This is a genomic window from Streptomyces sp. NPDC022552 (assembly GCF_055561875.1).
Genome location: NZ_JBVHGJ010000002.1, coordinates 1,011,040 through 1,035,634 on the forward strand (window position 1 = coordinate 1,011,040; position 24,595 = coordinate 1,035,634).

A 24,595-nucleotide genomic window follows, 5' to 3' on the forward strand; every position below is an offset into this window, starting at 1 on the left:
CGGTTCAGGTGAACATGATCGCTGCATGCTGGATCTCGACGCCGAGCCTCTCGATCCTTGCCAGCGGCGTCGGATCGACGGGGCCGCAGAACGAGAGGTGTACCCGTGTGAGGTTCGGCAGCTCGGCCAACGCGGCGAGGTTGCGTATCTCGCCGCACGAACCGAGGTACAACTCGGTCAGGCCCTGGTAGGGCAGCACATCCGACAGGTCGACCTCGTCGACCTTGAGGATCTGCAGCGTACGGAGCAACGAGGGGACACGGGTGCGGGACAGCTCGGTCCACTGTTCGGGACCGGACACCGTGAGCCACTCCAGCCGGGGCCAGTCCTCGATGCCGGACAATCGCATTCCAGAGGCTCGGGCGAAGAGCCCCAGACCTGTGAGCGAGGAGCCGAAAGGCAGGTCCCCGGCGGCCCGCTCGGCGGGGGCGTAGTCGATGGTCACGTGGGTGAGGTCGGCGAGGCCGTCCAGCGGTGCGAGTGAGGTCCCGTCGGCGGCGCCGTAGAGATGCAGGTGGTCGACCGCGAGCCCCCGGAGGGTTCCGAGATCCCTGATGGCCGGACATTGGCTCACGGTGAGCGTGCGCAGCCGGGGCAGTCGACGGAGGGGCGAAAGATCGTGCAGGCGCGTGTTGCCGTGGAGATTCAGATAGCTCGTCGCGTCGTGGCGCAGAAGCCGGGAGGGCAGGCCGTGATCGCCCTCCAGGCGAAGGCTCGTCAGATGCGGTAGGCGCGCAAGGGCGTCAAGGTCAACCTCGTTGCGTACGGTGACGACGACATCGGCCATCGCTGGATCGGAGAGAATCGCCTCCGCGTAGTCGTCGGTGTCGAACATCGACCACGCGTCACCGAGAAGGTGGCGGACTGCGAGGCGCTCGTCCGCCAGGAACCGCGCCGCCACGAGCAGTCCTGCCTCGCCGCCTACGAGCGTCGCGGTGCGCACCACCGCCTGGCCCTGGGACACCGAGAGCGCATCCGGACCCGGCAGCAGCGGCAGCACCAGCTCCCCCACCTTGGCCAGCTCCGTCGCCTCTTCGAAGCTTCCGGGCGGCACGAGTTCGCCCGTCCGCTCCTCGACCTCCGCCCGCACCGCAGGGTCCAGTTCCGGTGCCTGCTCAAGACAGGCCGCCGCCTGCAGCACCAGCCGGTGCCGCAGCTTCGGCGCCCGGTCGGCACGCCGCAGTAGCTGCTTCAGCAGCCGTGCGCGCTCGTCCACGCGCGCGTGGCCCACGGCCATCTGGACCACGTCGTCCCAGGTGTCGTCGTGGGCGTTCTTCACGAGGACGCCGAAGTCTCGGGCCTCCACCGCCGCCTTGGCGCCCAAGTAGTCCTGGAACGTTCGGTGCACGAAGCCGATCACCCCTGGCGCCGGTTCGCGTAACAGACCGCTGCGGATCAGCAGGTGCGCGAAGACCTGTTCCGGCACCCCTCCGACCTGCGGCATCGCGGCCAGCCACTCCGAGACCATCTCCTCCGCCTCGCCGCGGTCGACTTCCACCTGCCCGTTGCGGATCAGCCAGTACGCCAGTCGCTGGAGCAGGGCCGTCTGCTCCTCCCGGGTCAGGTCGACCCCCTCGATCCCGCAGATCTCGCGCTCCGTGTCCCGCCGAACGAGCAGCATGTCGAGTGCCGCGTCGTACAGTTCCTTCCTCGCGCGGGGCAGCTGCATCCGACGGTCGCGGTTGAGCGCGCAGAGCAGCGCGCACATCAGCGGGTTCGTGGCGAGCCGACCAAGGTCCCTGCGGGTGGCGACGGCATGTCGCAGGGCGGTCTCGTAGCCGGCGAGCGTCTCGTCCTCCGGCTGCTCAAGTCGTGCGGCGTCGTGCCAGTGAGCCAGGAAGGCGCGAATGCCGTCCCGGTCCATCGGCAGCAACGAGTGGGCGGTGAAGCCCTGTCGGGACAACCATTCCTCCGGGACGGCCGAAGGGCGGGTCGTCACCACGTACCGGGCGGCCGGAAAGGCCGTGACCAGGTTCTTCAGCCACGTCTCGGTCCGCTGGCGCAGCCGCACCGGGACCTCGTCCACACCGTCGACGAGTATCAGTGCCCGCCCGCTCACGAGCAGAGCTTCCGCCCAGCCCGCGGGAGGACGCAGCGGAACCCCCGCCGCGCGCAGGAAGTCCTCGGGCGTCGGCAGCGAGTCCACCGAGGTGAAGGCGCGGAGCCGGAGCACGAACGGCACGCAGCGGTTCCAGACGGCGAGCTCTCCGTCGAAGGAGCGACGAGCCGCGTTCAGGGCCAGCCACTGGACCAGGGTGCTCTTGCCGGAGCCGGCGGGGCCCCGCAGCAGGAGCCGGTCCGTCGTCGTGAGGGCCTGCTCGGTGGTCACCGTCGCGGGCACCGCGTGGGGCAGACCATGGACGGCGTCCGCCCGCTCACCGCTCACCGCCAGACTGATGTACGCCGTGTCCAGCGCCCACTCCCGCGCCGACCGCCCCAGCGTCAGCCCGAACAGTTCGAGCCGCCCGTGCGTCGCCGCCACGAACTCCGCGTACCGCTGCTCGAAGGCCAGGGCCTCCGCATCCGGCCGGGGCCGGGCCGCGGACAGGGATTCCACCGCGTCCCGTGTCCGCCCCGCCACGCGCACGTGCTCCACCGCGGCCCGGCCCGCGAAGGACGGTTCGGCCGTCTGCTGCTCCACGAGGTGGGCGCAGCAGAGTCCGAGCAGGTCGTCGTAGAGCTCCGTGGCGCGGCCGGACAGCCCCGCGTCCGGGGCCCGTAGCTCCGCACGCAGCCGCTCCGGGTCGAGGTCCACCGCGAAGAGCCGGTCCGAGTCAAGCGGGCCCGCCGCGGCGAACGTGTCCCGTACGCCGTCGATCGCCGCGAGCCGTTCGTGCTCGGGAAGCGTTCCGTACCGCTCCGCGAGCCGGCCGCCGAGGACCTTCGCCAGGCGGTCGGGGCCGGCCGGCCGGGGCAGCGGGCGGAGCGGGGACGGGACGAGCCCCGCGCCCTTCCGCGGTGCGATCACCGACCGCGCGACCGCGCCCAGTACCGTCCCCGCCAGCCGTGCCAGCGCAACTTCCAGACCTTGCAACGGAGTTCCTCCCCCTACGGCCGCCCTCTCCGGGATCGTACGCAGAGACCCTTGTCGGAAGGTGCCAAAGCTTGCTGACAAGTCGTCTCGCATACTTGTTGGTAACGACGTCTAGTCGCACCCGGACCCGCGCCCCTACCGTCATCGGCATGCCGAACCTGCCCGACGTCGTGCTCTGGTCCATACCGGCGTTCGTCCTGCTCGCCGTCCTGGAGATGGTCAGCTACCGCCTCCATCCCGACGAGGACGCGGCCGGGTACGAGGCCAAGGACACGGCCACGAGCATGGGCATGGGTCTCGGGAGTCTCTTCGTCGACCTCGTGTGGAAGATCCCGATCGTCGCGATCTACACGGCGGTCCACGAGCTCACCCCGCTCCGCGTCCCCGTCCTGTGGTGGACGATCCCGCTGATGCTGCTCGCCCAGGACTTCTTCTACTACTGGCAGCACCGTGGCCACCACGTCATCCGGATCCTGTGGGCCTCGCACGTCGTGCACCACAGCAGCCGCAGGTTCAACCTCTCCACCGCGCTGCGCCAGCCCTGGACCGGCTTCACCTCGTGGCCGTTCTACCTGCCGATGATCGCGCTCGGCGTCCACCCGGCCGCCGTCGCCTTCTGCTCCTCGGTCAGCCTCGTCTACCAGTTCTGGATCCACACCGAGCGCATCGACAGGCTGCCCCGGCCCTTCGAGTACGTCCTCAACACCCCCTCCCACCACCGCGTCCACCACGCCTCGCAGGGCGGCTACCTGGACCGGAACTTCGGCGGCATCCTGATCATCTGGGACCGGATGTTCGGCTCCTGGGTGGAGGAGACCGAGCGGCCTGTCTTCGGGCTCACCAAGAACATCGCGACGTACAACCCGCTGCGCGTCGCCACCCACGAGTACGCCGCCATCGCCCGGGACGTACGGTCCGCGACGAGCTGGCGCGAGCGCGCCGGGCGCGTCTTCCGTGGGCCGGGATGGCAGCCGCAGGCCACAGCCGGGCCCGCCGCCACGCCCGGGCCCGTCGCCGCGCAGGGCACGGGCTCCGCCGCCCCGGAGCCCGCCGCGTGATCGCACCCGTACGCGCCGCCTCGGCCCGACCCGCCGTGGCGGCCGGCGTGCTCTCCCGCGCCCTCCTCGCCGCCTTCGCGCTCGCCGTCGCCGTCGACCTGGTCTCCCTCCTCGCCGGCGCCGAGCTCGGACACCGGATCGCCAAGCCCCTCCTGATGCCCCTGCTCGCCGCGTACGCCGCCACCCGCGGCGCCCCGAAGCTCCTGGTCGTCGCGCTGCTCCTCGGCTGGGGCGGCGACGTCCTGCTGCTCGCCGACGGCGACGGGGCCTTCCTCGTCGGCATGGGCTCGTTCGCCGCCGGTCACGTCTGCTACCTCGCGCTCTTCGGGCGCCGGCGGGCGTCCGTCCCCCTGGGCATCGCGTACACCGCCGCCCTCGCCGGCACGATCGTGCTCCTGTGGCCCGACCTCCCCGCCGAGCTGCGGATCCCCGTCGCCGGCTACTCGCTCCTGCTCGCCGCCATGGCGTACCGCTCCGGCTCCCTCGGGCTCACGGCAGGCATCGGCGGCGCGCTGTTCCTGCTCTCCGACACCCTCATCGCGACCGGCATCGCCGAGTGGCCCCAGCTGCCCGCCCCCGACGTCTGGATCATGGCCACCTACATCGCCGCCCAGTACCTGCTGACCGCGGGGGTGCTCACACAGGCGTACGGTGAGCGGAGCACCGCCGACTGAGAGCAAGGACCGTCCGTCATGCGCGCCACCACCATCCACGCCCCGTTCGACATGCGCGTGGAGGACGTGCCCGACCCCGTGATCCAGGACCCCACCGACGTCGTCGTCCGGGTCCTGCGCGCCTGCATCTGCGGCAGCGACCTGTGGGCCTACCGCGGTGAGTCCGCCCGGCAGCCCGGTCAGCGCATCGGGCACGAGTTCCTGGGCATCGTCGAGGCCGCGGGCGCTGACGTCTCCGGCTTCTCCGCCGGTGATCTGGTCGTCGCCCCCTTCGTCTGGTCCGACGGCACCTGCGCGTACTGCGCCGAGGGCCTGCAGACCTCCTGCCCGCGGGGCGGCTTCTGGGGCTCGGTCGGCTCCGACGGCGGCCAGGGCGAGGCCGTCCGGGTCCCCTTCGCCGACGGCACCCTCGTCAGGCTGCCCGCCGAGGCCGCCTCCGACGACCGCCTGCTGACCGCGCTCCTCGCCCTCTCCGACGTCATGGGCACCGGCCACCACGCCGCCCTCGGCGCGGGCGTCCACAAGGGTTCCACGGTCGCGGTCGTCGGCGACGGTGCCGTGGGCCTGTGTGGCGTCCTCGCCGCCAAGCGGCTCGGCGCCGAGCGGATCATCGCGCTCGGCCGCCACACCGTCCGTACCGACATCGCCCGTGTCTTCGGCGCCACCGACGTCGTCGCCGAGCGCGGGGAGGCCGCGGAGGCCGCCGTACGCGAGCTCACCGGCGGCCAGGGCGCCCACGCCGTCATCGAGGCGGTCGGCACGGAGCAGTCGATGCGCACGGCCGTCGCCATCACCCGCGACGGCGGCTCCATCGGCTACGTCGGCGTCCCGCACGGCAGCGGCACGGGGCTCGACCTGTCCGTCATGTTCGACCGCAACATCGCGCTGCGGGGCGGCGTCGCGCCGGTCCGCGCGTACATCCCCGAGCTGCTCCCGGACGTCCTCGACGGCACCATCGACCCGTCCCCCGTCTTCGACCGGACGGTCGACCTCGAAGGCGTCCCGGCCGGCTACAAGTCCATGGACGACCGCACCGCCCTGAAGGTCCTCGTCAAGCCGTAGCGGCGTCGGCGCGCGGATCCCCCGTGGGGTCACCCCACGTGGGATCGTCCCCGCCCTGCACGCCCGGCGGGCGGGACCAGCCCGTCGGGCCGCCGTCGTACGAGACGGGCGACAGCGCGTGCCGCAGGAGGCCCAAGGGGCCGGACGTCTCCGTGAGGTGGCGGGCCGGTTCGTAGCGGGGGAGGGTGTGCGTCAGCCAGTGGCCCGTCTGCGCCAGGGCCAGGCGTACGAGCCGTGTGCCGCCCTCCCTCTCCTGCTCCGTCAGGGACCGCTGCACGGCCGCCGCGAGCAGGTACCCCGTCCCGTGGTCCAGGGCCTGCGCGGGCAGCGCGCCCGGCTCGTCCGCCGAACCCTCGGTCGCCGCGATCCCGGTCGCCACCTGCACCAGGCTGTCGAAGCCGCGCCGCTCGCCCCACGGCCCGTGGTCGCCCCACGCCGAGATCCGCGCGATCACCAGACCGGGCCGGTGAAGGCCGAAGCGCTCCAGGGCGCCGGGACGGTAGCCGGTCACCAGGACGTCCGCCTCGTCCAGCAGTCCGTCGAGGACGCGCCGGTCCGAAGGCCGGTCCAGGTCCAGCGCCGCCGTCCGCTTGCCGATGTCCGTGTCCGCGTGCTGGTCGGGCAGTTCGGGGTTGCCCGGCGGGTCGATCCGCAGCACGTCGGCGCCGAGCGCCGCCAGCGTCCTCGTCGCGACCGGCCCGGCGATGACCCGGGTCAGGTCCAGGACCCGCAGGGGGCCCGGGCGCCGCCCCCGGGCCGGGGCCGCGTCGTCCAGCCGCTCCCGCGTCAGCAGCGGCCGCGCCGCCACCTCCCGGCCCTGCTCGTGCGCCGCCCACTCCTCCGGCGTGCGCAGGGCGACCGCCAGGCCCCCGGCCGCGTACACCGCCGTCTCGGTCTCGACGGCCTTCCGTTCGGCGATCGCCGCCGCCACGGCCTCCACCGACTCCTCCCGCACACCCAGCGCGGAGAGCAACGCCCCCCGGTGGTGGGGATAGTTGGCGTGCGTACGGACCCAGCCGTCGGACGCCTTCCAGAAGCGGGACAGGGGCGCGAAGTTCACCGGGGCCCGGCCGTCGATCCGGAGGTGACGCTCGCTCACGAAGGCCGTGGCGACGGCCCCGTCGTCCACCCGGACCCTCCCCGGCAGGCCGCCCCGCTCCACCGCGGCCAGGCCCGCGACCGCCACCGTCGCCCGCGCCAGGTCCATCACCGGCAGCCGCGCCGCCAGCAGCCCCGACGGGCCGGCGAACGCCACCCGGTCCACGAGGGCGGGATCGCCGCCCAGGGCCGACCACAACAACTCCGTACCCGTACGCACCGTGTTGTCCATCCCCGCATCATGGCACTCCGTGCCATGCAAAGGGGCCCTGGCGTGGCGCACCACACCAGGGCCCCTCCGTGCCTGTCGGCGTCGTGCCTACCGGCGCACGGCGTCGAGAGCGTTCACCAGACCGGCTCCGTAGAAGCCGTTCTTGTTCTTGCCGCCCTCGCAGACCGCGTCGACGGTGCCGTCGGCGTTGATGTCGTACGGGTTCGTGCAGGCGCGGTCGTCGGCCTGCGCGTACAGCAGGGCCTTGAGCGCGGCCGGGCTCGCCTTCGGGTGCGTCGACTTCAGCAGCGCGAGCACACCGGCGGCGTGCGGCGAGGCCATCGACGTACCGGCCTTGTAGTTGAAGCCGCCGTTGACCGTGGTCGACAGGATCCGGCCGTTGACCGCGGGCGCGTCCGGGGTCTGGTACTCGGTGCGGTCGCCGCCGGGCGCCGCGACGTCGATGACGCCGTCACCGTAGTTGGAGTACGAGGCCTTCAGGTCCTTGGCACCGGTCGCGGAGACCGTGACCACGCCCGGCAGCATCGCCGGGTAGTCCAGGCACTCCTTCGGGTCGATGACCCGGGTCACCGGCGTGGTGTCGTTCGGGCTGGTGGCGTCCGTGAGCTCGTCCGACGCCAGGTCCATGGCGGAGTTGCCGGCCGCCGCCACGTTGACCGTGCCCTTGCGCTCCGCGTAGCGGGTGGCGCGGGTGACGGCCTCGATCAGCGCCTTCTGGTCGGCGTCGTTCTTGCACGCGAACAGCCACGGGTCCGTGTAGTAGCTGTTGTTGGTGATGTCGACGCCGTGCTCGGCCGCCCACACGAAGCCGCAGACGACGGCCTCGGTGTAGAAGAAGCCGTCAGGGGTGGACACCTTGATGCCCGAGACCTTCACGCCCGGCGCGACACCGGTGATGCCGGTGCCGTTCTTGGCGGCGGCGATCGTGCCGGCGACGTGCGTGCCGTGGTCGCTCTCGCCCGGGTTCGGACGCCACGAGCCGGGGGTGATGTCCGGCTTGCCCGTCACACAGTTGGCAGAGGCCTTGGCGTCGAAGTTCGGCGCCAGGTCCGGGTGCGTGTCGTCGACGCCCGTGTCGATGACGCCCACCGTCACGTTCCGGCTGCCGAGCGTCCTCTTGTGGGCCTTGTCCGCCTGGATGGCGGGCAGGTCCCACTGGAGCGGCTCGAGCGCGTCCTGGTCGTCCGTCGCACGGGCCGCGGCGGACGTGGCCTCGGACGCGGTGAGCGCCTGGCCGCCCTCGCCGACGGAGGTGTCGGTCTGGACGGAGAGCGGGGCGGTGCGCGTCGAACCGGCCGACACCACACCCCGGGCCTTGCGGATCGTCGTCGCGAACTCGGGGTTCTGCGAGTGGACGACGATGACACCTATCTGGTCGTAGGAGATGACCACCGTGCCACCGGCCGCGGCTATCGCCTTCTTCACCGAGGCGGCCGTCTTGCGGCCCCCCTCGACGTTGACGACGTACGACAGCTTGGGGCCGTTCGTCGAGACGGAGGTCGTCGCCGGGGTGTCGCTCGCCACCGCGGCGGAGGCGCCGGTCGGAAGGAAGCCGAGCGAGGCCGTGAGCGCGAGGCCGGCCGGCAGAGCGAGTACTCGGCCGCGTCTCGATCCCAGATGAGCCATGGGTTCTCCACATCATCCGTATGTACTGTCCGCCCGCGGATTGCGGACGGACAGGTGCATGACGAGTGAAGCTATCGCTGATCTTCCCGCCCCATCAATGAGTTCAGACGATTTCCTGTAGATCCGGAGGAAGATCCAGAAGAAGCTCCGGAGAAGAAAACCACTCCGGTGAACCACTTCGCTCCGCGCTCCGTGCCGTTGGGCAGGGGAGGAGCTCCGAACGGAGCCCGTTCCCCATCCCCCCAGTGAGGCCCTTTTGTCCATGCCCACAGCACCCGCGTCGCGAGGAGAATCCGTGGCAACCGAAGCACTGCCGCCGCCCCAAGGCGGCACGGACGCCCACCCCGGCCCCGCCCAGCCCACGACCGAGGCGTTCGTCGAGGTGCAGGAGAGTGCGGAGTTCGGCGAACTGCGCCGTACGTACCGCTCCTTCGCCTTCCCCCTGACGGTCGCCTTCATCGCCTGGTACCTGCTCTACGTGCTGCTCTCCAACTACGCGGGCGGCTTCATGGGGACCAAGCTCTTCGGCAACATCAACGTGGCTCTCGTCCTCGGCCTCGGCCAGTTCGCCACGACCTTCCTCATCGCCTGGCTCTACTCGCGGCACGCGGCGAACCGCCTCGACCCGAAGGCCGAGGCCATCAAGTCCCGTATGGAGCACCCGGAGGCCGACGCGTGAGCAGCACCCTTCTCCTCGCGGCGGGCAACGCCACCAGCGAGCACCGGCCACTGATCATCGCCCTCTTCGGCGCCTTCGTCGTCGCCACGCTCGTCATCACCGTCTGGGCCGGCCGCCAGACCAAGAGCGCCGCCGACTTCTACGCCGGCGGCCGCCAGTTCACCGGCTTCCAGAACGGCCTCGCGATCTCCGGCGACTACATGTCCGCGGCGTCGTTCCTGGGCATCGCGGGCGCCATCGCGCTCTTCGGCTACGACGGCTTCCTGTACTCGATCGGCTTCCTGGTCGCCTGGCTGGTCGCCCTGCTCCTGGTCGCCGAGCCGCTGCGCAACTCCGGCCGCTTCACCATGGGCGACGTCCTCGCCTACCGGATGCGCCAGCGCCCGGTCCGTACCGCCGCCGGCACCTCCACCATCGTCGTCTCGATCTTCTACCTGCTGGCACAGATGGCCGGCGCGGGCGTCCTCGTCTCGCTGCTCCTCGGCATCACCAGCGACGGCGGCAAGATCGCCATCGTCGCCCTGGTCGGCGTCCTGATGATCGTGTACGTCACCATCGGCGGCATGAAGGGCACCACCTGGGTGCAGATGGTCAAGGCGGTCCTGCTCATCGCGGGCACGCTCCTGATCACCTTCCTCATCCTGCTGAAGTTCGACTTCAACCTCTCCGACCTGCTCGGCGCGGCCGCCACCAACAGCGGCAAGGGCCAGGCCTTCCTGGAGCCCGGCCTCAAGTACGGGGCCACCGGCATCTCGAAGCTGGACTTCCTCTCGCTCGGCATCGCGCTCGTCCTCGGCACCGCCGGCCTGCCGCACATCCTGATCCGCTTCTACACGGTGCCGACCGCCAAGGCCGCCCGTAAGTCGGTCAACTGGGCCATCGGCATCATCGGCGCCTTCTACCTGATGACGATCGTCCTCGGCTTCGGCGCCGCGGCCCTGCTGAAGAACAGCGACATCATCGCCTCGAACAAGGCGGGCAACACCGCGGCCCCGCTGGCGGCCCTGGAGATCGGCGGCGGCGCCGGCTCAACCGGCGGCGCGATCCTGCTCGCGGTGATCTCCGCCGTCGCATTCGCCACCATCCTCGCGGTGGTCGCCGGACTGACCCTGGCCTCGTCGTCGTCCTTCGCGCACGACATCTACGCCAACGTCATCCGGCGCGGAAAGGCCACGGAGAAGGAGGAGGTCCGCGCGGCGCGCTGGGCCACCGTCCTCATCGGCGTCGTCTCGATCGCGCTCGGCGCGCTCGCCCGCGACCTGAACGTCGCCGGCCTGGTCGCCCTCGCCTTCGCCGTCGCGGCCTCCGCCAACCTGCCGACGATCCTCTACAGCCTGTTCTGGAAGCGGTTCACGACCCAGGGCGCGCTCTGGTCGATCTACGGCGGTCTGATCTCCTCGGTCGTCCTGGTGCTCTTCTCGCCGGTCGTCTCCGGCAAGCCCACCTCGATGTTCAAGACCGTGGACTTCTACTGGTTCCCGCTGGAGAACCCGGGCATCGTCTCGATCCCGCTGGGCTTCCTGCTCGGCTGGCTCGGCTCCCTCCTCTCCAAGGAGGGGCCGGACAAGGGCAAGTACGCGGAGCTGGAGGTCAAGTCGCTCACCGGTGTCGGAGCGCACTGATCCGCGCACGGTACGCGACCACGGAGCGGCCGCGTCGTAGGGTCCTACGACGCGGCCGCCCCGGTCCTCGTTCCAATCGGCCCCTGCTGGTTGTCGGTGGTCTCGCGTAGGCTCGCTGTATAAATCACCTAACGACAGGGAGGGGGCCCTCAGTGCTCATCGACACCTACGGCCGTGTGGCCACCGACCTGCGCGTCTCGCTCACCGACCGGTGCAACCTGCGGTGTACGTACTGCATGCCGGAAGAGGGCCTGCAGTGGCTGGCCAAGCCCGACCTGCTGACCGACGACGAGATCGTCCGGCTGGTACGGATCGCGGTCACCGACCTCGGCGTCACGGAGGTCCGCTTCACCGGCGGCGAGCCCCTGCTCCGCCCCGGCCTCGTCGGCATCGTCGAGCGCTGCGCCGCCCTGGAGCCCCGCCCCAGGATGTCCCTGACCACGAACGGCATCGGGCTCAAGCGCACGGCCGCCGCGCTGAAGGCGGCCGGCCTCGACCGGGTCAACGTCTCCCTGGACACCCTGCGGCCCGAGGTCTTCAAGACCCTGACCCGCCGGGACCGTCACCACGACGTGCTCGACGGCATGGCCGCCGCACGCGACGCCGGCCTCACGCCGGTCAAGGTCAACGCGGTCCTGATGCCCGGGCTCAACGACGACGAGGCCCCGGACCTGCTGGCCTGGGCGGTGGAGAACGGATACGAACTCCGCTTCATCGAGCAGATGCCCCTCGACGCCCAGCACGGCTGGAAGCGCGACGGCATGATCACCGCCGGGGACATCCTGGAGTCGCTGCGTACGCGCTTCACCCTGACCGCCGAGGGCGCGGACGAGCGCGGCTCGGCCCCCGCCGAGCGCTGGGTCGTGGACGGCGGACCGCACACGGTCGGGGTCATCGCCTCCGTCACCCGCCCGTTCTGCCGGGCCTGCGACCGGACCCGGCTCACCGCCGACGGCCAGGTGCGCACGTGTCTGTTCGCCACCGAGGAGACCGACCTGCGGGCGGCGCTGCGCTCCGAGGCGCCGGACGAGGAGATCGCCCGGATCTGGAAGCTGGCGATGTGGGGCAAGAAGGCCGGCTCGGGCCTGGACGACCCGAGTTTCCTCCAGCCGGAGCGGCCGATGTCAGCGATCGGCGGCTGAGTCCGACTCCCACTCCGCGAGCGGGACGACGTCCTTGAGGAATCCCCGTACGCCCAGGAACTGGGAGAGGTGCTCGCGGTGCTCCTCGCAGGCGAGCCAGGTCTTGCGGCGCTCCGGCGTGTGCAGCTTGGGGTTGTTCCACGCCAGCACCCATACGGCATCGGCGCGGCAGCCCTTGGCGGAACAGGTCGGCGTCTCGATCGGGGTCTGGTCACTCACCGGATTGATCACACGATCATTGTCCAACAATGGCGATGCCGAGCAGCCACGGGGGGAGCTGCCCGGCATCGGTCCGTCGCTCCGACGGGGGATGCGGAGCGCGTAGGCAGTATGTCACGGGGGATGGGGTGAGGTGCACCGAAACTTCATCATTGATCTGAGCATTTCTTGAGCTTTTCGGCTCGCGCTGATGATCAACTCTGTTCGGACGGACGCTCCGCTCGCGGTTCCGCGGAGACGTCCTCGGTGGGGAGTTCGGGACGGGTGGGGCCCGGTACGAACGTGGAGGGAAGGGTCGGCGGCTTCTCGCGCCCGGCGTTCGCGATGACCACCGCGACATAGGGGAGCAGCGCACCGAGCACGAGGGCCACGATGGCCACATGGCGCTCGACGTTCCACAGGAGGACCGCGGCGATGACGGACAGCGTCCGCACCGACATCGAGATCACGTACCGCCGTTCCCGGCCGCGGACGTCGTCGGACAGGCCCTGACGGGCCCCGGTGATTCGGAAGACCTCTGCTCCGCCGTGCTTCCGCATCGCGTTCCACCACCAGCGTCCACGCCGGACACTCCCCGGTCCGGACCTGCCTCCACGGTACGCCCGCCGTCCGAGGTGGAGGAGACCGGGGCACGTATGGCGCTCTCCGACATGCGGCGTATGGCGGATGGGCCGAGACTGGGCCCACATGCGCAGATTGCGCCGCACGAGGAGGCGACCATGAGTTGGTTGTGGGCAATCATCGTGGGCTTCGTGCTCGGTCTGATCGCCAAGGCGATCATCCCGGGCAAGCAGCAGATCCCACTGTGGTTGACGACCGTGTGCGGCATCATCGGCGGCCTCCTCGGCAACGCCGTCGCGGGCTGGATCGGGGTGGAGGACACCCGGGGTATCGACTGGACGCGACACGTGCTCCAACTCGGCTTCGCGATCGCGGTGGTCGCTCTGGGCGACATGCTGTGGGCCAAGACCAGGGGTACCAAGCAACGAGCGTAGGGCCGCGGCGACCCGGGCGCGGCGACCCGTAAGGGCGCGGCGGGGCCCGAGGGCCGTGGGCGAGCGCACCGTCTGCGCGGTGTCACCGCGGCGGCCCCTCGACAACGCCGGAGGCCGGTACGCGCGTCATGCGCGGACCGGCCTCCGTCACGTCATGCCCCGGGCGTCAGCCCTGCGCGCCGACCTCGATCGCCGCCAGGTTCTTCTTGCCCCGGCGCAGCACCAGCCAGCGGCCGTGCAGCAGCTCGTCCGCCGACACCTCGGCGTCCTCGGCGGTGACCTTCACGTTGTTCACGTACGCCCCGCCCTCCTTCACCGTCCGGCGCGCCCCCGACCTGCTCGGCGCCAGGCCGACCTCGACGAACAGGTCCACGACCTGCCCGAGCTCGGCCACGCGCGCGTGCGGCAGCTCGGAGAGCGCCGCGGCCAGCGTCGCCTCGTCCAGCTCGGCCAGGTCGCCCTGACCGAACAGCGCCTTCGACGCGTCGATGACGGCCGCGCACTGATCGGCGCCGTGCACCAGCGTCGTCAGCTCCTCGGCGAGCGCCCGCTGCGCGGTCCGCGCCTGCGGCCGCTCGGCGGTGAGCTGCTCCAGCTCCTCCAGCTCCTCGCGGGACTTGAAGGACAGGATCCGCATGTAGGTCGAGATGTCCCGGTCGTCCACGTTCAGCCAGAACTGGTAGAACGCGTACGGCGTCGTCATCTCCGGGTCCAGCCAGACGGCCCCGCTCTCGGTCTTGCCGAACTTCGTGCCGTCCGCCTTGACCATCAGCGGCGTCGCCAGCGCGTGCACCTCGGCGCCCGGCTCCAGCCTGTGGATCAGGTCGAGCCCGGCCACCAGGTTGCCCCACTGGTCGGACCCGCCCTGCTGCAGCGTGCAGCCGTACCGCCGGTACAGCTCGAGGAAGTCCATGCCCTGCAGCAGCTGGTAGCTGAACTCGGTGTAGCTGATGCCCTGCTCGGACTCCAGGCGCCGGGCGACGGAGTCCTTGGTCAGCATCTTGTTGACCCGGAAGTGCTTGCCGATGTCCCGCAGGAACTCGATCGCGGACAGGCCCGCGGTCCAGTCCAGGTTGTTCACCATGACCGCCGCGTTCTCCCCCTCGAAGGAGAGGAACGGCTCGATCTGGCTCCGCAACCGGTTCACCCAGTTCGCCACCGTCTCGGGGTCGTTCAGGGTGCGCTCGGCCGTCGGCCGCGGGTCGCCGATCTGGCCCGTGGCCCCGCCGACCAGCGCCAGCGGCCGGTGACCGGCCTGCTGGAGCCGGCGGACCGTGAGCACCTGGACCAGGTGGCCGACGTGGAGACTGGCCGCGGTCGGGTCGAAACCGCAATAGAACGTGACAGGACCGTCCGCGAGAGCCTTGCGCAGTGCGTCCTCGTCGGTGGACTGGGCGAACAGCCCGCGCCACTTGAGCTCGTCGACGATGTCCGTCACGATTCTCGGTCTCCTTGGTTGATGGTTGTCACGCCGTGACTCAGTCTATGGGGGTCAGACACCCTTGCTGACCGAGCTCATGTTGAAGTCCGGCACCCGCAGCGCGGGCATCGCCGCCCTGGTGAACCAGTCGCTCCACTCGCGCGGCAGCGTCTTCTCGGTCCGGCCCGCCTCCGAGGCCCGCGACAGCAGGTCCACCGGCGACTCGTTGAACCGGAAGTTGTTCACCTCGCCGACCACCTCGCCGTTCTCGACGAGGTAGACGCCGTCCCGGGTCAGCCCCGTGAGCAGCAGCGTCGCCGGGTCGACCTCGCGGATGTACCAGAGGCAGGTCAGCAGCAGACCCCGCTCGGTGGAGGCCACCATCTCCTCCAGCGAACGCTCGCCACCGCCGTCCAGGATCAGGTTCCCCGCCCCCGGCGCCACGGGCAGGCGAGTGAGCGCCGCGGTGTGCCGGGTGGTGATCAGATGCTCCAGCCTGCCCTCCCGCATCCAGTCGATCGGCGTCATCGGCAGACCGTTGTCGAAGACGGAGGAGTCGTCGCCCGAGGAGTGCGCGATCACGAAGGGCGCGGACTCCAGACCCGGCTCGTTCGGATCGCTGCGCAGCGTCAGTGGCAGCGGGGAGAGCGTCTCGCCGAGCCGTGTGCCGCCGCCCGGCTTGGAGAAGACCGTACGGCCCTCCACCGCGTCCCGGGCCGCCGAGGACCACAGCTGGTAGATCAGCAGGTCGGCCACGGCGGTCGGCGGCAGCAGCGTCTCGTACCGGCCGGCGGGCAGCTCGATCCTGCGCTCCGCCCACCCGAGCCGCTTAGCCAGATCGGCGTCGAGCGCCGCCGGGTCGACGTCCTTGAAGTCCCGGGTGGAACGCCCGGTCCACGCGGACCGCGAACGGTCGGGCGACTTGGCGTTGAGCTCCAGGGTGCCGTTGGGCTGGTCGTGCCGCAGCCGCAGCCCCGTCGACGTACCGAGGTAGGTCGAGGTCAGCTCGTGGTTGGCGAAGCCGTACAGCTCACGGCCGCCCGCCCGGGCGCGGGCGAAGGCCTCGCCCAGCGCGGGCGCGAAGTCCGTGAAGACGGCGGAGGTCGTCTCGGCCGGCGCGTCGATGAAGTCGGGGGAGGTGTCCACACCTTCGACCAGTGGCTGGGCGTCCTCGGCCGGCCCCGCGGCCCGCGCGGCGGCCTCGGCCGCCCGCACCAGGGGCTCCAGGTCCTCAAGCGTCACGGCGGAGCGCGAGACCACACCGGACGCGGTGCCCTGAGCGCCGTCGACGGTCGCGACGACGGTGAGCGTACGGCCCCGGGTGACGCCGTTCGTCGTGAGCGCGTTGCCCGCCCAGCGCAGATTGGCGGAGGACTCCTCGTCGGCGATGACGACACAGCCGTCCGCCCGGGACAGTTCGAGCGCGCGCTCGACGATCTCGTGCGGCTTGGTGATACGGGAGCTCATCGACCGGCCTCCTGCGTGGTGTTCAAGATGTTGACGCCCCGGAAGAGGGCGGACGGGCAGCCGTGGGAGACCGCCGCGACCTGGCCCGGCTGGGCCTTGCCGCAGTTGAACGCGCCGCCCAGGACGTACGTCTGCGGGCCGCCGACCTTCTCCATCGAGCCCCAGAAGTCGGTCGTCGTCGCCTGGTACGCGACGTCCCGCAGCTGCCCGGCCAGCTTGCCGTTCTCGATGCGGAAGAAGCGCTGCCCGGTGAACTGGAAGTTGTACCGCTGCATGTCGATCGACCACGAGCGGTCGCCGACCACGTAGATGCCGCGCTCGACGCCCCCGATCAGATCCTCCGTGGAGAGGCCCCCCGGGTCGGGCTGGAGCGAGACGTTCGCCATCCGCTGCACCGGCACATGGCCGGGGGAGTCGGCGAACGCGCAGCCGTTCGACCTGCCCAGGCCCGTCAGCTTCGCGATCCGCCGGTCCAGCTGGTAGCCGACGAGCGTGCCGTCCTTCACCAGGTCCCAGCTCTGCGCCTGGACCCCCTCGTCGTCGTACCCGACCGTCGCGAGGCCGTGCTCGGCGGTGCGGTCACCCGTCACGTTCATGATCGACGAGCCGTACGCCAGCTTCCCCAGCTGGTCGAAGGTGGCGAACGAGGTCCCGGCGTACGCCGCCTCGTACCCCAGCGCCCGGTCCAGCTCGGTGGCGTGGCCGATCGACTCGTGGATCGTCAGCCAGAGGTTCGACGGGTCGACCACCAGGTCGTACGTCCCCGCCTCCACGCTCGGCGCGCGCATCTTCTCGGCCAGCAGGTCCGGGATCCGCTCCAGCTCCGCGTCCCAGTCCCAGCCGGTGCCGGTCAGGTACTCCCAGCCCCGCCCGACCGGCGGCGCGATCGTCCGCATCGAGTCGAACTCGCCCGTCGTCTCGTCGACGGCGACCGCGGTGAGCTGCGGGTGCAGCCGGACCCGCTGCTGGGTCGTGACGGTGCCCGCCGTGTCCGCGTAGAACTTGTTCTCCTGGACGGTCATCAGCGAGGCGTCCACATGCGCCACACCGTCCGCCCGCAGCAGCCGCTCGCTCCACTCGGCGAGCAGCGCGCCCTTCTCGGCGCCGGGGATGTCGAAGGGGTTGATCTCGTACGAGGAGATCCAGGTCTTCTCCGCGTGCACCGGCTCCTCGGCCAGCTCCACGCGTTCGTCGGAGCCCGCCGCGGCGATCACCTTGGCGGACAGCTTGGCCATGGCGACGGCCTGCGAGGCGACCCGCGCGGCCCCGTCCATGGTCAGATCGACCCCGGAGGCGAACCCCCACGCCCCGCCGTGCACCACGCGCACCGCGTATCCGAGGTCCGTGGTGTCCGACGACCCCGAAGGCTTGGCGTCGCGCAGCCGCCAGGAGGCGCTGCGCACCCGCTCCAGACGGAAGTCGGCATGGTCGGAGCCGAGGGCACGCGCGCGTGCGAGCGCCGCGTCGGCGAGCGCTCGCAGCGGCAGCGCCGTGAAGGCCGCGTCGATGGAATGAGGCACGGATGTCTCCTGTCGTGTGAGACCGGTCGACCCCGATCATGTCGCGCTTTCGGCCGCCACGCCCAGAGCTTTATGTAGGGACCCGACAGTGACATCCGTACGCCACTGTCAGGGGCCGAGTCCTCGTGGACGGAAGCGGACCGATAGGTTTTCGGTATCCAGACCGCTATCGAAAGGGTGATCCGTTGAGCCGCTCGGTTCTTGTCACCGGAGGCAACCGGGGCATCGGCCTCGCCATCGCCCGCGCGTTCGCCGAAGCAGGCGACAAGGTCGCGATCACGTACCGCTCCGGTGAGCCGCCGGCCGCCCTGACCGAATTGGGCTGCCTGGCCGTCAAGTGCGACATCACCGACGGTGAGCTGGTCGAGCAGGCGTACAAGGAGATCGAGGAGAAGCACGGTCCGGTGGAGGTCCTGGTGGCGAACGCCGGGGTCACCAAGGACCAGCTCCTGATGCGCATGAGCGAGGAGGACTTCACGTCCGTCCTCGACACCAACCTGACCGGCACCTTCCGGGTCGTCAAGCGCGCCAACCGCGGCATGCTGCGGGCCAAGAAGGGCCGCGTCGTCCTGATCTCCTCGGTCGTCGGTCTCCTCGGCTCGGCCGGGCAGGCGAACTACGCCGCCTCCAAGGCAGGTCTGGTCGGCTTCGCCCGCTCCCTGGCCCGTGAGCTCGGCTCCCGCAACATCACGTTCAATGTCGTCGCCCCCGGATTTGTCGACACCGACATGACCGCGGTGCTGACCGAGGAGCAGCGCGCGGGCATCGTGTCCCAGGTGCCGCTGGGCCGCTACGCGCAGCCCGGGGAGATCGCCGCCGCGGTGAAGTTCCTCGCCTCGGACGACGCCTCGTACATCACTGGAGCCGTCATCCCGGTTGACGGCGGATTGGGCATGGGTCACTGATCACCATGAGCGGAATTCTCGAGGGCAAGCGCATCCTGATCACCGGTGTGCTGATGGAGTCCTCCATCGCCTTCCACACCGCCAAGCTGGCCCAGGAGCAGGGCGCGGAGATCATCCTCACCGCGTGGCCGCGTCCGACGCTGACCGAGCGCATCGCCAAGAAGCTGCCCGAGCCCGACAAGGTCAAGGTCCTGGAGCTGGACGTCTCCAACGACGAGCACCTCGCCCGCCTGGAGGGCCAGGTCCGCGAGCACCTCGGTGACCGGCTCGACGGCATCGTCCACTCCATCGGCTTCGCCCCGCAGGACGCCCTCGGCGGCAACTTCCTGAACACGCCGTTCGAGTCCGTGGCCACGGCCATGCACGTCTCGGCCTTCTCGCTGAAGTCCCTGACGATGGCGCTGCTGCCGCTGATGAACCAGGGCGGCTCGGTCGTCGGCCTCACCTTCGACGCGCAGTTCGCCTGGCCGCAGTACGACTGGATGGGCCCGGCCAAGGCGGCGCTGGAGGCCACCAACCGCTACATGGCGCGTGACCTGGGCAAGCAGGGCATCCGCTGCAACCTGATCTCGGCGGGCCCGATCGGCTCGATGGCCGCGAAGTCGATCCCCGGCTTCGGCGAGCTGGCCGCGGTCTGGGACAGCCGCTCCCCGCTGACGTGGGACCTCGCCGACCCGGAGCCGGCCGGCCGTGGCGTCGTCGCCCTGCTGTCCGACTGGTTCCCGAAGACCACGGGCGAGATCGTCCACGTCGACGGCGGTCTGCACGCCATCGGCGCGTAGGCGTCGCGCACGCGCGCGTACCGAGGCCGGGCGGCCCTCCACGGGAGGGCCGCCCGGCCTTCGTCGTACGGGAGGGCCGCCGCCCGAGTCGAAAAGTCCGGCCACCCACCCCAGACTGGATCAGAGCGTGACATCCGGCTACGGACGGGGAGGAGGTACGGGCATGCGCGTGCCGCACCGCAGGGTCGCCGTTCTCGCCTCGGCCGCCGCTCTCCTGGCCGGCCTCGGCGTCGCCGCCGAGGTCAGTGCCGCCCCCGCCCCCGCGGAGGAGCCACCGGGGCCGGTGGTGCGGGAGCCCGAGAACTTCGGGGCCTCGTGCCAGACGGTCGTCGAGGGCTCCCGGGTCACCGCGTACTGCCAGAACCCGTACCCCACCACCGACCGCGTGCAGCTGCACGTCGAGTGCGACCGCTGGTGGGACGTGGACACCGACAGCACCCCCGTCGACGTGGGCCCGACCGCCTACGCCCAGCTCACCGGCCGCTGCTGGAAGGAGGTCCGTTCCGCCTGGCTCACACACCAGCCGGCCGAGCACCCTCCGCAGGTCCCAGGTTCCTCAGGCACATGAACGGATAGCCGGCCGCCTCGGCAGCCGCCGTCTCCGCGTCACCGGCCCGGATAGCCTCCACCAGGCGCGCGTGGTCCATGTGGTGCTCCGGCCGCAGCTCCGGGCCCACGTCGTCCCGCAGCCACTGCCGCAGGACATGGCCGAGGTCGGCGTAGAGCTCGGTCAGCACCTCGTTGTGCGAGGCGATCACCACCGCGTGGTGGAACGCGCCGTCCGCCATGACGAACCGCTCGGTGTCGCCCGACGTGAACGCCTCCTCGCGGCCCGCGAGGAGGGCGTCCAACTGCTTCAGGTCGCGCTCCGTGCGCCGCTGCGCCGCGAGCCGGGCGGCCGAGGACTCCAGGGTCGAGCGCAGCTCCGCGATGTGGCGCGGATCGGATTCGGCGAACCTGCGGTGCATGACGCCCGCGAGCTCGCTCGTCGCGATCACATACGTCCCCGAGCCCTGCCGGATGTCGAGCAGCCCGTTGTGCGCGAGCGCCCGTACGGCCTCGCGCACGGTGTTGCGGGCCACGCCCAGCTGCTCGACCAGCTCCGGCTCGGTCGGGATCCGTGACCCGACCGGCCACTCGCCGGACGTGATCTGGTTCCGCAGCTCGGTGATCACCTGATCGGAGAGTCCGGAACGCCGGGGAGAGCCGAGCGCCATGGCGCACCTTCCATTTCGACCGGGATTGGTTGCGGATTGGACAACCAATCATCCCATGATTCTATGATGGCCCTCATGCATGACGAGCCGCAGACCCTCGAGACCGCCGCCCCGCCGGCCCGCACCCCCGTCACCGCCACGGCCGCCATCACGGCGGATTCTCCCGCACCGGACCGGTCGGCCGTCTGGCTCACCCGGCTCGTCGTCGTCGCCCTCGTGCTCGCCGCCCTCAATCTCCGCCCCGCCATCACCAGCCTCGGAGCCCTCCTCGAAGAGGTCCGCGACGGGCTCCACATGAGCGGCAGCGTGGCCGGTGTCCTCACCTCCGTCCCCCCGCTCTGCTTCGCGATCTTCGGCATCACCGCGCCCCGCCTCGCCCGCCGCTTCGGCCCCTCCGCCGTCGTCTGCGCCGGCATGGCGGCGATCTTCGCGGGCCTCGCGATCCGCCCCTTCGCCTCCGGCACCGTCGGCTTCCTCGCCGCCAGCGCCCTCGCCCTGATGGGCATCGCGGTCAGCAACGTCCTGATGCCCGTCATCGTCAAGCGGTACTTCCCCGGCCGCGTCGGCACCATGACCGGGCTCTACTCGATGGCGCTCGCCCTCGGCACCTCCCTGGCCGCCGCCGCGACCGTGCCCGTGACCGAGGCGCTGGGCGGCAGTTGGCGCACCGGCATCGGCGTATGGGCGGTCCTCGCCGCCCTGGCCGTCCTGCCCTGGATCCCGCTCGTGCGCGGCCGGGGCGCGCGGGCCACGGCCGGCCGGGCGGGCGGGAGCGCGGGCGAGAACGCCACCCCCGCGGGCGAGGACACCTCCTCCGCCGCCGAGGCCGCCGCCCCGTTCCGGATCAGCCGCAGCCGCACCGCGTGGGCCCTCGCCGCCTTCTTCGGCCTCCAGGCCACCGGCGCGTACATCACCATGGGCTGGATGCCGCAGATCTTCCGCGACGCCGGCGTCCCCGCCGGTACGGCCGGCGTGCTGCTCGCGGTCACGATGGTCATGGGCGTCCCGCTCGCGTTCGTCATCCCCGGCCTCGCGACCCGGCTCAGGAACCAGGGGCCGATCGTCGTCGCCCTGGGCCTGTGCGGCCTCGTCGGCTACAGCGGCCTCTTCCTCGCCCCCGCCGGCGGAGCCTGGATCTGGGCGCTGCTCCTCGGCGTCTCCAACTGCGCCTTCCCGCTCGCGCTCACCATGATCGGCCTGCGCTCCCGCACCGGCGCGGGCGTCGTCCGGCTCTCCGCGTTCGCGCAGAGCGTCGGGTACCTCATCTCCATCCCCGGCCCGCTCCTGGTCGGCGTGCTCTACCAGCACAGCGGTGGCTGGGGCCTGCCGATCGCGCTGATGGCCGGGCTGATGATCCCGCAGATGATCGTCGGCATCCTCGCCGGCAGGGCCCGGACGGTCGAGGACGAATGCTGAGATGCGAGACTGTCCGCATGCCAGTGCTCGACCCGAATCCCCAGAACGGCCAGAAGAAGCTCCTGCTCGTGTTCGGCGCGATGCTCGGAATCTCGGTCGTGATCGCCGTCATCGCCACCATCGCCTCTCCATGACCTCGCCCGGCCGGCCCTCGGGCGGTGGGGTTAACCCCTCCATCCCCTAGGGGGTGAGTGTCAGGGTGAAGTAGGTGGATCACCGGATGGGCTCGTGGGTGCGCGCTCCGTAGCGTGGAGACATCGCCGCAGTCACCGCTGCGGACGTCGTCCCGACCCACGGAGGCGGCCATGCCGGCCCGCACGCACACCCGGACCCCGTCCCCGTCCGCCGGCGGCGTAGACACCCGGCTGCCCTGGTGGGCGCTCGCCCTTCCCGTGGCCGCGTTCGTCGCCCTCTTCCTGCTCATAGCGGGACCGGGCGGGGCGCACGCGGCGGAGGGGGACCCCTCGGTCGGCCGATTCCTGGAGCAGATCCAGCAGACGCTGCCCCGCTGACCACACCGTCCGCGGGCGACCCAACACCCTGCGCCCGGCGGCCCGTTTCATGGGAAGCTGGAGCCCATGAGCGTCGATACACCCCGCAGGATTGTGCTGCTCCGGCATGCCAAGGCCGACTGGCCTCAGGTGTCCGACCACGAGCGACCGCTCGCCGAGCGCGGCCGCACGGACGCCCCCGTGGCCGGCCGCAAGCTCGCCGACACCGGGATCACCTTCGATCTGGCCCTCTGTTCGACCGCCGTCAGGACCCGCGAGACCTGGAAGCTGGCCGTCCAGGAGCTGCCGCACCGCCCCAGGACCGTCTACGAGGAGCGGCTCTACGAGGCCTCGCTCGGCGAACTGATCGCCCTGCTCAACGAGGTCTCCGACGAGGTGAGGAACGTCCTCGTCATCGGCCACAACCCCGGGATGCACGCGCTCTCCGACGCCCTCGCGGGCGCGGCGGAGGGCGATGCCGCGGCCCGGATGAACCGGGGCGGCTTCCCGACCGCCGCCTTCGCCGTCGTCGGCTTCGACGGCTCCTGGAAGTCCGTGGAGCACGGAGTCGGCACGCTGCTCGACTACTGGGCGCCGCACAGCTGACCCGTACACCCGTCGCGTGTTCCGTCGCATACGCCGGAAGGCCCGGTCACCACGAGGGGACCGGGCCTTCCGACGTCCGTACGAGGCCGCTCAGTGCAGCAGCTCCTCGTCGCCGTCCGCCGCCTCGACCTCCTCGCGGGTGATCCCCAGGAGATAGAGGACGGTGTCCAGGAACGGGACGTTCACGGCGGTGTGCGCGGCCTTGCGCACCACCGGCTTGGCGTTGAAGGCCACACCGAGCCCCGCCGTGTTCAGCATGTCGAGGTCGTTGGCGCCGTCACCGATCGCCACCGTCTGGGACAGCGGCACACCCGCCTCCGCCGCGAACCGGCGCAGCAGCCGCGCCTTGCCCGCCCGGTCCACGATCTCGCCGGTGACCCGGCCCGTCAGCTTCCCGTCCACGACCTCCAGGGTGTTGGCCGAGGCGAAGTCGAGCCCGAGGCGCTCCTTGAGGTCGTCCGTGACCTGGGTGAACCCGCCCGAGACCACACCCACCTGGTATCCGAGCCGCTTGAGCGTCCGGATCAGAGTGCGGGCACCGGGTGTCATCCGTACCTCGGTGCGGACCTTGTCCACCACCGAGGCGTCGAGCCCGGCCAGCAGCGCCACGCGCGCGTGGAGGGACTGCTCGAAGTCCAGCTCGCCGCGCATCGCCGCCGCGGTGACCTCGGCGACCTTGTCCTCACAGCCCGCGTGCGCCGCGAAGAGCTCGATCACCTCGTCCTGGATGAGCGTGGAGTCGACGTCCATGACGACCAGCCGCTGGGCGCGGCGGTGCAGTCCGGCCGAGACGACGGCCACGTCCACCCCGATGCCGTGCGCCTCGGTGGCCAGCGCCGTCCGCAGCGGCTCGGTCTCGCAGCCCGAGACGGCGAACTCGACGGCCGTCACCGGATACTTCGCCAGCCGGAAGATGCGGTCGATGTTTCCGCCGGTCCCGGCGATCCGCGCCGTTATTGCGGCGGTCTGCTCGGCGGTCAGCGGGTGCCCGAGCACGGTGACGTGCGAGCGGCCACTGCCGCGCGGACGGTTGTCACCGGTGCCGGAGATGATCTCGGCCTGGAGCTTCAGCGACTCCGCCCAGCTGTGGACGGTCGCCCGCAGCTCGCCCTGGGAGGCGACGGTCGGCTCGGTGACGAGCGCGCACAGGACGAGGCGGCCGCGGGAGACGACCTGCTCGATGTCCACGACGTCGACGGAGTAGGCGGCGAGGGTGTCGAAGAGCCCGGCGGTGATCCCGGGACGGTCCTTCCCGAAGATCTTGACGAGAAGAGTGGGAACGTCTGAGGTCTGCGTTGCGCTCATGGTGCTTCCACCGTATCGGGCACCG

The 24,595-nt window shown here is 71.1% G+C and carries 24 protein-coding genes; 14 read left to right on the plus strand and 10 right to left on the minus strand.

Annotated elements, in window-relative coordinates; translation table 11 throughout:
- Positions 1–4 precede the first annotated feature (4 nt).
- Entirely contained in the window at positions 5–3,034 is a 3,030-nt protein-coding gene (locus ACZ3OF_RS09515; protein WP_467303750.1) for an NACHT domain-containing protein, read from the minus strand.
- 149 nt (positions 3,035–3,183) lie between these two features.
- On the opposite strand from ACZ3OF_RS09515, the gene ACZ3OF_RS09520 reads away from it, so the two are divergent.
- Genes ACZ3OF_RS09520 through ACZ3OF_RS09530 form a run of 3 tightly spaced genes read left to right on the plus strand, consistent with a single transcriptional unit; the run spans position 3,184 to position 5,828 of the window.
- Positions 3,184–4,092 carry a sterol desaturase family protein gene (locus tag ACZ3OF_RS09520; protein WP_467303752.1) on the plus strand — a complete coding sequence of 303 codons (909 nt, stop codon included), beginning with the start codon at positions 3,184–3,186 and terminating at the stop codon, positions 4,090–4,092.
- Positions 4,092–4,766, plus strand: coding sequence for a lysoplasmalogenase (locus ACZ3OF_RS09525; protein ID WP_361669730.1), 675 nt, complete (start codon positions 4,092–4,094; stop codon positions 4,764–4,766). Before ACZ3OF_RS09520 ends, ACZ3OF_RS09525 begins: the two co-directional genes overlap by 1 nt.
- Positions 4,767–4,784: 18 nt before the next feature.
- Complete coding sequence (locus tag ACZ3OF_RS09530) at positions 4,785–5,828, plus strand: zinc-dependent alcohol dehydrogenase family protein (protein ID WP_361668899.1); 1,044 nt, start codon at positions 4,785–4,787, stop codon at positions 5,826–5,828.
- On the opposite strand, the gene ACZ3OF_RS09535 is transcribed toward ACZ3OF_RS09530, so the two are convergent.
- The gene (locus tag ACZ3OF_RS09535; protein ID WP_361668896.1) at positions 5,818–7,158 is read right to left on the minus strand and encodes a CoA transferase; all 1,341 of its coding nucleotides are present in this window, start codon (positions 7,156–7,158) and stop codon (positions 5,818–5,820) included. The genes ACZ3OF_RS09530 and ACZ3OF_RS09535 overlap by 11 nt on opposite strands.
- 87 nt (positions 7,159–7,245) lie before the next feature.
- Complete coding sequence (locus ACZ3OF_RS09540) at positions 7,246–8,784, minus strand: S8 family peptidase (RefSeq protein WP_361668893.1); 1,539 nt, start codon at positions 8,782–8,784, stop codon at positions 7,246–7,248.
- Positions 8,785–9,079: 295 nt separating this feature from the next.
- Between ACZ3OF_RS09540 and ACZ3OF_RS09545 the strand changes: the two genes are divergently transcribed.
- The 3 genes from ACZ3OF_RS09545 (at position 9,080) to moaA (ending at position 12,227) form a co-directional block, all read left to right on the plus strand.
- A complete protein-coding gene (locus ACZ3OF_RS09545; RefSeq protein ID WP_361668891.1) occupies positions 9,080–9,463 on the plus strand; it encodes a DUF485 domain-containing protein in 384 nt (127 codons plus the stop codon).
- Positions 9,460–11,085, plus strand: a complete 1,626-nt coding sequence (locus tag ACZ3OF_RS09550) for a solute symporter family protein (protein WP_361668888.1) — start codon at positions 9,460–9,462, stop codon at positions 11,083–11,085. The genes ACZ3OF_RS09545 and ACZ3OF_RS09550 overlap by 4 nt, the downstream gene beginning before the upstream one ends.
- A 152-nt stretch (positions 11,086–11,237) precedes the next feature.
- Positions 11,238–12,227 (plus strand): GTP 3',8-cyclase MoaA, encoded by a 990-nt coding sequence (gene moaA, locus ACZ3OF_RS09555; protein ID WP_361668885.1) that lies wholly within the window; start codon positions 11,238–11,240, stop codon positions 12,225–12,227.
- Here the strand turns inward: moaA and ACZ3OF_RS09560 are convergent.
- Positions 12,210–12,446 carry a hypothetical protein gene (locus tag ACZ3OF_RS09560; protein ID WP_467303757.1) on the minus strand — a complete coding sequence of 79 codons (237 nt, stop codon included), beginning with the start codon at positions 12,444–12,446 and terminating at the stop codon, positions 12,210–12,212. The genes moaA and ACZ3OF_RS09560 overlap by 18 nt on opposite strands.
- A gap of 194 nt (positions 12,447–12,640) precedes the next feature.
- A complete protein-coding gene (locus tag ACZ3OF_RS09565; RefSeq protein WP_361668882.1) occupies positions 12,641–12,985 on the minus strand; it encodes a DUF3099 domain-containing protein in 345 nt (114 codons plus the stop codon).
- Between the two features lie 180 nt (positions 12,986–13,165).
- On the opposite strand from ACZ3OF_RS09565, the gene ACZ3OF_RS09570 reads away from it, so the two are divergent.
- Positions 13,166–13,441 (plus strand): GlsB/YeaQ/YmgE family stress response membrane protein, encoded by a 276-nt coding sequence (locus ACZ3OF_RS09570; RefSeq protein ID WP_361668879.1) that lies wholly within the window; start codon positions 13,166–13,168, stop codon positions 13,439–13,441.
- A 166-nt stretch (positions 13,442–13,607) separates the two neighbouring features.
- Here ACZ3OF_RS09570 and tyrS read toward each other — a convergent pair whose 3' ends face one another.
- Genes tyrS through ACZ3OF_RS09585 form a run of 3 tightly spaced genes read right to left on the minus strand, consistent with a single transcriptional unit; the run spans position 13,608 to position 17,848 of the window.
- Positions 13,608–14,879 (minus strand): tyrosine--tRNA ligase, encoded by a 1,272-nt coding sequence (tyrS, locus tag ACZ3OF_RS09575; protein WP_361668876.1) that lies wholly within the window; start codon positions 14,877–14,879, stop codon positions 13,608–13,610.
- Between the two features lie 54 nt (positions 14,880–14,933).
- Entirely contained in the window at positions 14,934–16,328 is a 1,395-nt protein-coding gene (locus ACZ3OF_RS09580) for a metallopeptidase TldD-related protein (RefSeq protein ID WP_361668874.1), read from the minus strand.
- Positions 16,325–17,848 (minus strand): TldD/PmbA family protein, encoded by a 1,524-nt coding sequence (locus ACZ3OF_RS09585; RefSeq protein WP_361668872.1) that lies wholly within the window; start codon positions 17,846–17,848, stop codon positions 16,325–16,327. Before ACZ3OF_RS09585 ends, ACZ3OF_RS09580 begins: the two co-directional genes overlap by 4 nt.
- 185 nt (positions 17,849–18,033) lie before the next feature.
- On the opposite strand from ACZ3OF_RS09585, the gene fabG reads away from it, so the two are divergent.
- From fabG to ACZ3OF_RS09600, 3 genes are all read left to right on the plus strand, one after another.
- Entirely contained in the window at positions 18,034–18,753 is a 720-nt protein-coding gene (fabG, locus tag ACZ3OF_RS09590) for a 3-oxoacyl-[acyl-carrier-protein] reductase (RefSeq protein WP_361668869.1), read from the plus strand.
- A 5-nt stretch (positions 18,754–18,758) separates the two neighbouring features.
- Entirely contained in the window at positions 18,759–19,535 is a 777-nt protein-coding gene (gene fabI / locus ACZ3OF_RS09595; protein ID WP_361668867.1) for an enoyl-ACP reductase FabI, read from the plus strand.
- A gap of 163 nt (positions 19,536–19,698) precedes the next feature.
- The gene (locus tag ACZ3OF_RS09600; protein ID WP_361668865.1) at positions 19,699–20,103 is read left to right on the plus strand and encodes a hypothetical protein; all 405 of its coding nucleotides are present in this window, start codon (positions 19,699–19,701) and stop codon (positions 20,101–20,103) included.
- On the opposite strand, the gene ACZ3OF_RS09605 is transcribed toward ACZ3OF_RS09600, so the two are convergent.
- A complete protein-coding gene (locus ACZ3OF_RS09605) occupies positions 20,048–20,752 on the minus strand; it encodes a FadR/GntR family transcriptional regulator (protein ID WP_361668862.1) in 705 nt (234 codons plus the stop codon). The genes ACZ3OF_RS09600 and ACZ3OF_RS09605 overlap by 56 nt on opposite strands.
- Positions 20,753–20,827: 75 nt before the next feature.
- Between ACZ3OF_RS09605 and ACZ3OF_RS09610 the strand changes: the two genes are divergently transcribed.
- The 4 genes from ACZ3OF_RS09610 (at position 20,828) to ACZ3OF_RS09625 (ending at position 23,265) form a co-directional block, all read left to right on the plus strand.
- The gene (locus ACZ3OF_RS09610; protein ID WP_361668859.1) at positions 20,828–22,168 is read left to right on the plus strand and encodes a CynX/NimT family MFS transporter; all 1,341 of its coding nucleotides are present in this window, start codon (positions 20,828–20,830) and stop codon (positions 22,166–22,168) included.
- 17 nt (positions 22,169–22,185) lie between these two features.
- Positions 22,186–22,302 carry an SGM_5486 family transporter-associated protein gene (locus ACZ3OF_RS09615; protein ID WP_361668856.1) on the plus strand — a complete coding sequence of 39 codons (117 nt, stop codon included), beginning with the start codon at positions 22,186–22,188 and terminating at the stop codon, positions 22,300–22,302.
- Positions 22,303–22,473: 171 nt separating this feature from the next.
- Positions 22,474–22,680, plus strand: coding sequence for a hypothetical protein (locus ACZ3OF_RS09620; protein ID WP_361668855.1), 207 nt, complete (start codon positions 22,474–22,476; stop codon positions 22,678–22,680).
- Between the two features lie 66 nt (positions 22,681–22,746).
- A complete protein-coding gene (locus ACZ3OF_RS09625) occupies positions 22,747–23,265 on the plus strand; it encodes a SixA phosphatase family protein (RefSeq protein WP_361668853.1) in 519 nt (172 codons plus the stop codon).
- Between the two features lie 90 nt (positions 23,266–23,355).
- On the opposite strand, the gene serB is transcribed toward ACZ3OF_RS09625, so the two are convergent.
- On the minus strand, positions 23,356–24,570 hold the full coding sequence (gene serB, locus ACZ3OF_RS09630; protein WP_361668850.1) for a phosphoserine phosphatase SerB: 1,215 nt from the start codon (positions 24,568–24,570) through the stop codon (positions 23,356–23,358).
- Positions 24,571–24,595 lie beyond the last annotated feature (25 nt).

Excerpts from the sequence above, each read along its gene's own strand:
- ACZ3OF_RS09520 (WP_467303752.1), top strand. The coding sequence starts at position 3,184 with ATGCCGAACCTGCCCGACGTCGTGCTCTGGTCCATACCGGCGTTCGTC.
- ACZ3OF_RS09530 (WP_361668899.1), top strand. The coding sequence starts at position 4,785 with ATGCGCGCCACCACCATCCACGCCCCGTTCGACATGCGCGTGGAGGAC.
- ACZ3OF_RS09535 (WP_361668896.1), bottom strand. The coding sequence starts at position 7,158 with ATGGACAACACGGTGCGTACGGGTACGGAGTTGTTGTGGTCGGCCCTG.
- ACZ3OF_RS09540 (WP_361668893.1), bottom strand. The coding sequence starts at position 8,784 with ATGGCTCATCTGGGATCGAGACGCGGCCGAGTACTCGCTCTGCCGGCC.
- ACZ3OF_RS09565 (WP_361668882.1), bottom strand. The coding sequence starts at position 12,985 with ATGCGGAAGCACGGCGGAGCAGAGGTCTTCCGAATCACCGGGGCCCGT.
- ACZ3OF_RS09570 (WP_361668879.1), top strand. The coding sequence starts at position 13,166 with ATGAGTTGGTTGTGGGCAATCATCGTGGGCTTCGTGCTCGGTCTGATC.
- ACZ3OF_RS09580 (WP_361668874.1), bottom strand. The coding sequence starts at position 16,328 with ATGAGCTCCCGTATCACCAAGCCGCACGAGATCGTCGAGCGCGCGCTC.
- fabI (WP_361668867.1), top strand. The coding sequence starts at position 18,759 with ATGAGCGGAATTCTCGAGGGCAAGCGCATCCTGATCACCGGTGTGCTG.
- ACZ3OF_RS09600 (WP_361668865.1), top strand. The coding sequence starts at position 19,699 with ATGCGCGTGCCGCACCGCAGGGTCGCCGTTCTCGCCTCGGCCGCCGCT.
- ACZ3OF_RS09605 (WP_361668862.1), bottom strand. The coding sequence starts at position 20,752 with ATGGCGCTCGGCTCTCCCCGGCGTTCCGGACTCTCCGATCAGGTGATC.
- ACZ3OF_RS09610 (WP_361668859.1), top strand. The coding sequence starts at position 20,828 with ATGCATGACGAGCCGCAGACCCTCGAGACCGCCGCCCCGCCGGCCCGC.
- ACZ3OF_RS09615 (WP_361668856.1), top strand. The coding sequence starts at position 22,186 with ATGCCAGTGCTCGACCCGAATCCCCAGAACGGCCAGAAGAAGCTCCTG.
- ACZ3OF_RS09620 (WP_361668855.1), top strand. The coding sequence starts at position 22,474 with ATGCCGGCCCGCACGCACACCCGGACCCCGTCCCCGTCCGCCGGCGGC.
- ACZ3OF_RS09625 (WP_361668853.1), top strand. The coding sequence starts at position 22,747 with ATGAGCGTCGATACACCCCGCAGGATTGTGCTGCTCCGGCATGCCAAG.
- serB (WP_361668850.1), bottom strand. The coding sequence starts at position 24,570 with ATGAGCGCAACGCAGACCTCAGACGTTCCCACTCTTCTCGTCAAGATC.